This window comes from Dapis hubbardiae BLCC-M172 (assembly GCF_050016015.1).
Lineage (GTDB): Bacteria > Cyanobacteriota > Cyanobacteriia > Cyanobacteriales > Microcoleaceae > Trichodesmium.
Genome location: NZ_JBNHEQ010000081.1, coordinates 1 through 6,191, shown reverse-complemented (window position 1 = coordinate 6,191; position 6,191 = coordinate 1). Strand labels below are relative to the sequence as shown.

2 protein-coding genes are annotated in these 6,191 nt (G+C 37.1%); both read left to right on the top strand.

The features are described 5' to 3' along the window. Positions 1-691 precede the first annotated feature (691 nt). The gene (locus ACP6PK_RS08110) at positions 692-4,819 is read left to right on the top strand and encodes a response regulator (protein WP_168186470.1); all 4,128 of its coding nucleotides are present in this window, start codon (positions 692-694) and stop codon (positions 4,817-4,819) included. 269 nt (positions 4,820-5,088) lie between these two features. After that, on the top strand, positions 5,089-6,191 hold a 1,103-nt coding region (locus ACP6PK_RS08105), incomplete at its 3' end, for a protein kinase domain-containing protein (protein WP_426559174.1).

Sequence of the window (6,191 nt, the reverse complement as noted above, 5' to 3'; positions counted from 1 at the left end):
CAACAAACCCGGTTTCTTAGAACACCAGAGCGATTATTTCATAGCTCTTCTAGAAACCGGGTTTGTATTAGATATCTTACCATTAGGGAATAGGGAGTAGGGAGTAGGGAGTAGGGAGTAGGGAGTAGGGGAAAATGGCTATGATTTTTCAACTGTAGAAACCTGGTTTGTATTATATCATGTCCGTTTATATCGTTTGTGTAAACCCAAGCATAAATATCTACAGGAAATTTAAGTTTTTTTCTTGATATTAAGCTTTCCTACCTGTTCCCTCTCTTGGTGCGCATTCCCAAGCCAGTCCGTTGGGCGAGTCTCCCGACTTGAAGGAACTGGCGTTTGCGTCTGTCGCCGACGCGGGGTCGCACCGCTGTTCCCAGTTAAGTGTTCCCTAACCTTTGCTATACAATACCGATGCTAGCGGACATGATATTAGATATCTTACTGAAAAATAAAGATTCGTAGGGGTTTGGTCTCCAAACCCATTCAACCGAAGATGATCTAAGTCCTGATATAATATAATATTTATATCCAAGCTTTTACATAGTTAATGATTATTCTTGATTGAAATTAATAAAAATTAATTGGATAATTTTTTATATCTTAAAAACAACAGGTGAAAAACATGAACTTTTTCCACAAAAACAACAAATCCGCAAAAATTACTAATCCCAAATTTATATTAATACCAATTTTGTTAATCATAATAGGTTACTTAGGTAACTACTTCAAAATACATTTGTTTTTTGGGGTAGATTTTCTTTTCGGTAGTATAGCAAGCTTAATAGTAGTTTATTTCTATGGAACTAAATGGGGTACTTTAGCTGCCTTGATTGCTAGTACCCACACATACTTTTTATGGAATCATCCTTATGCAATTATTATTTTTACTCTAGAAGTAATGTTTGTCGGAGTAATGTTAAATCGGCGGGGTTATAAAAATATGGTATTGCTAGATGGAATATACTGGATTGTTCTGGGGATGCCTTTAGTGGTATTATTTTATAGATTTGTGTTAGATTTCAGTCAAACACAAACCCTGTTACTCATCTTGAAGCAATCAGTTAATGGCTTCTTTAATGCCTTAATTGCTAACTTAATTATCACTTATTTACCAATACATAAATTAGCTGGTTTTCCCAGAGAAAAAAAATACTCTTCATTTCAACAAACTATCTTTAATTTGTTAATGGCATTTATTTTATTTCCAGCTTTAATACTCACCATATTTAATGGTCAACATATACTGGATACTATTGAAAACGATATTCAAAAAGAACTCAATGTTGCAAAAGCACCTCTAGCAAATAACTTAAAATATTGGTATCAACAACATCTCAATGCTATAGCAGAATTAGCAAAAATAGGAACTCAAACACCAGATTCGGAAAGAGATAGTTTACAAAAAAGTATATCAGTAATTCAAAAAACATTCCCCTCTTTTCTGAAAATTTATGTCACTGATGTTAGTGGTGACATAATTGCTACTCAACCAGAATTTAATGAAGTTGGAGAATCAATGTTTAACTTAAACATATCTGATAAATATAATCTCAAGGAGATAGCAAAAAAACTAGAACCAGAAATTACAGATGTTCATAGAGATAAAGCTTCTATTACACCCCATGTTGGTATCGCAATACCAGTAGTCAGAAATAATCAGTTTGCAGGAATTGCTTATGGTTCTCTAGACTTAAGTCAAGTTAGTAAATTTCTGAAACTAAATACCCAAGTAAATGGAACAGAAGGAATAGAAGCAATACTTGTGGATGGTGACAACTATATAATTGCGGATAGTCGTTCCGGAGTAACTATTCAAGAAAAATTAGACTTACAGGAAACAGGAAATATCTACTACAATGGAGATATTTTTAAGTGGCAACCAAAAACACCAGGAATGCCAAAAATGAAACGGTGGAAACAATCATTCTATGGAGTCAAGGTCAAAATTAGTCCTGATATTTCCTGGTCTTTATATATCAAGCAAGCAACAGCACCCTATATTGAGTATTTAGATAGGAGCTACATTAAAAATCTAGCTACAATGCAAGTAATAGCAATCTTAGGATTAATCACATCAATCTTACTTAGCAAAAGATTAGTAGCACCGATGTTAAAACTGGCACAGGTAACTACAGACTTACCTCAAAAACTTGTGTCAGAATCAGTTCCTACAGATTTGCCACAGAGTAGAATTGCAGAGATTAATACCCTTACTGTCAACTTTCAGTTAATGGCAGTAGCACTACAGGAAAAATTTATAGAAATCAACCACACAAATGCAACCTTAGAAAAACGAGTTGCAGAAAGAACTGAGGAACTCAACAAAAAAAATGAAGCTTTAAGTGCAGAAATTATCCAGCGTCGTCGGATAGAATCCATTTTAAGCGATCGCGAAGAACGCTATGAACTTGCGGTATCAGGTACAAACGATGGTATCTGGGATTGGAATATACACACAAATGAAGTTTATTACTCACCCACATGGATGAGAATTCTGGGTTACGAAGACAACCCACTTCCTCATATATATTCTACTTGGGCAGATAATGTACATCCAGATGATTTAGAAGTAGCGCTCAAAGACATACAAGCACATTTAGAAGGAAAAACAGAGCTTTATGAGAATACCCATCGGATTAAACATCAGGATAGACATTATGTATGGATATTTGCTAAAGGTAAATGTATTCGTGACAAGCAAAATAAACCCTCTCGCCTTGTTGGCACAATAACGGACATTACAGGAAAGAAACAAGCAGAAGATGAATTGAGAATTGCTAAAGAAGAAGCAGAAATTGCCAACCGGTCTAAGAGTGAATTCCTCGCAACAATGAGCCACGAAATTCGTACTCCCATGAATGCAGTTATTGGGATGACGGGTTTACTCTTAGATACATCACTTAACCCACAACAGCTAGATTTTGTAGAAGTTATCCGCAACAGTGGGGATGCTTTGTTGATCTTAATTAATGATATTCTTGACTTCTCAAAAATTGAGTCTGACAAATTAGAGTTAGAGGAACAACCCTTTAATCTCCGAACCTGCATAGAAGAATGTCTAGATTTATTAGCGCCAAGGGCAACAGAGAAAAAGTTAGAGCTAGCTTATCTAATAGATCGACAAACTCCTGAAGTTATAGTCGGAGATATAACTCGCTTACGCCAAGTGTTAGTTAATCTTCTCAGCAATGGGGTTAAGTTTACAGAGACTGGGGAAGTAGTTGTATCTGTCACCGCTTCACCTCAAAACCTAGACTTAAACTCTTCTGAAAATCGGCATTGCCCCATTCCCAATCAAACAGAATGTACTCAACCAAATACTCCCTGTCCTATTTTCTACACAATACAATTCGCAGTTAAAGATACTGGTATTGGTATTCCACGCGATCGCCGAAATCGTCTATTTAAGCCTTTTAGTCAAGTTGATGCTTCTACAACTCGTTACTACGGTGGTACGGGATTGGGATTAGCTATCAGCAAGCGGTTAACTGAAATTATGGGAGGAACAATGTGGGTAGAGAGTGAACTAGGAGTTGGTTCCACTTTTTTCTTTACGATAGTATCTCCTGCTGTTCCTAGTAGTTCATGTCTTGAGCAGGAGAATGGAACTGAAAAATTATTAGAAAATAAACATTTGTTAATCGTTGATGACAATGCTACGAATAGGGAAGTGCTGACACTTCAATCAGAATCCCTGGGTATGAGGTCTCAAGCTATAGCTAGTGGGGAAGAAGCAATAAATGTACTACAGTCAGGGGATAAATTTGATGTTGCTATTTTAGATGTACAAATGCCTGGAATGGATGGCATAACTCTAGCTAGGGAAATTCGTAAACTTGGCAGTTGTCAGGATTTACCCATAGTTTTTCTGAGTTCTTTAGCTCAAGAATTATCAAATACCAAGGCTAATATAAATGCTACTACTTATCTAAATAAGCCAATTAAACAATCTCAAATTGAGAAAGTGTTAGTAGGAATATTTAAAGGAAATATAGTTGATAGTGCGCAAAAATTAAAAATTGAATCAAATATCAAGCTAGCAGAAACATTACCTTTGAAAATTCTCTTAGCTGAAGATAATGTCGTTAACCAAAAAGTCGCAATTAATATTCTGAAAAATTTAGGATATCGAGCTGATATTGCAGCAAATGGTTTAGAGGTATTAGCTGCCTTACATCGTCAGTCTTATGATGTGGTATTGATGGATGTACAAATGCCAGAAATGGATGGTTTGACTGCTACACGCCAAATCTGTGCTGAATGGGCAAAAGATGAACGCCCCTGTATTGTTGCTATGACTGCTAATGCTATGCAAGGCGATCGTGAAAAATGTCTAAATGCTGGTATGGATGACTATATTGCTAAACCAGTTCGCCGAGAAGCATTGAGTACGGCTTTAAGTAAATGTGGTCTCTCAGCAACAGAAACAATAGTCAAGCAGGAAAAAGCACCTGCGCCAGAATCAGAAATAGTGATTGATAAAGCAGTATTGGAGGAGTTGAAGGAAATGGCAGGATACGACCCCGAAATGGTCGTGGAAATAATTAATTGCTATCTGGAAGATACACCCAAACTTTTAAATGAAATTACTCAAGCAATTGAAAAAGAGCAGGCAGAATTGCTACAAAAATCTGCTCACACCATGAAGTCTAGTAGTGCTTCTGTCGGTGCCACAAACCTATCTCAGCTTTGCAAGGAATTAGAATCTATTGGACGTGGGGGAGCTACGGAAGGCACAGATGTGATTTTATCTCAGGTTAAGGCAGAATATGAGCGGGTTGAGAATGCTTTACGAGATGAACTTCAGGCTTATATGTAGAAATTATCCTGGGTGTATTTTGAGTTAATTTGGGTGTTGGTGATGCGTGGCTATGATTTTTCTGGCATTCTAGAAACCGGCTTTGTATTAGATGCTGATAAATAGTGAAATTTGTCTCCAACAAACCCGGTTTCTTATAACAGTTTAGATTTCATAGCTCGGTTCACCAACGCCTGAGTTAATTTGTAGCAAAGATTATCTATCAAACTTATATTATAGGCAACTAAAGACAAATTTAGTATAATACTTATTATATATAAACACCCATTATGATTACTCTGAGTAGCTACCACATAACCGAAATCCTCTACCAAGGGACAAGAACTGCAGTTTATCGAGGGACGCGCAATAAAAATAACCAACCTGTTATTATCAAAGTATTGCGCAATAAATCCCCCAAATTTAATGAACTCCTACAATTTCACAACCAATATGTACTAACTCACAATTTACAACACCCTACTATTGTCCAACCTCTTTCCCTAGAACGTTACGGTAATGGTTATTCCTTAGTGATGCCCGATAATGGAGCCATTGCCCTCCGGGATTATTGGTATGGTGGGGTGAAAATTATGGCACCTGAATCTGAGCAAAACCTCAGTGAATTTCTCAAAATTGCCATTCAACTAGCTGAATGTCTCCATTATCTCAACCAAGAGCGTATCATTCACAAAGATATTAAACCCGCCAATATCCTAATTCATGCAGAAACTAAACAAATTCAACTGATTGATTTTAGCATCGCTAGTTTGCTGCCCAAAGAACAAATTGAACTGACTAACCCTAATGTGCTGGAAGGAACTCTCGCCTACATCTCCCCAGAACAAACAGGACGGATGAACCGAGGTATTGATTATCGTACCGACTTTTATTCATTGGGTGTGACATTATTTGAACTCCTCACAGGTGAATTACCCTTTACCACCGATGATGCAATGGAGTTAGTACATTGTCATCTTGCGAAAATGCCAAGAATAGGGAGTAGTGTGGAAAGTGGAACACAAATACCCCAGATGGTAATTGAAATTGTGATGAAATTGATCGCGAAAAATGCAGAAGAGCGTTATCAAAGTGCATTGGGTTTGAAATACGATTTAGAAAAATGTCTGGAACAATGGGAAAGTAGAGGGGAAATTGCTCAATTTGAATTAGGAGAACGAGATGTGAGCGATCGCTTCCTCATCCCCGAAAAACTCTACGGACGAGAATCAGAAATTGCTACCTTGCTAGCAGCTTTTGAACGCATCACCAAGGGCACATCGGAAATGATGCTAGTAGCAGGATTTTCCGGAATAGGGAAAACGGCAGTAGTCAATCAAGTCCACAAACCAATCACACGTCAGCAAGGATATTTCATCAAAGGTAAATTTGA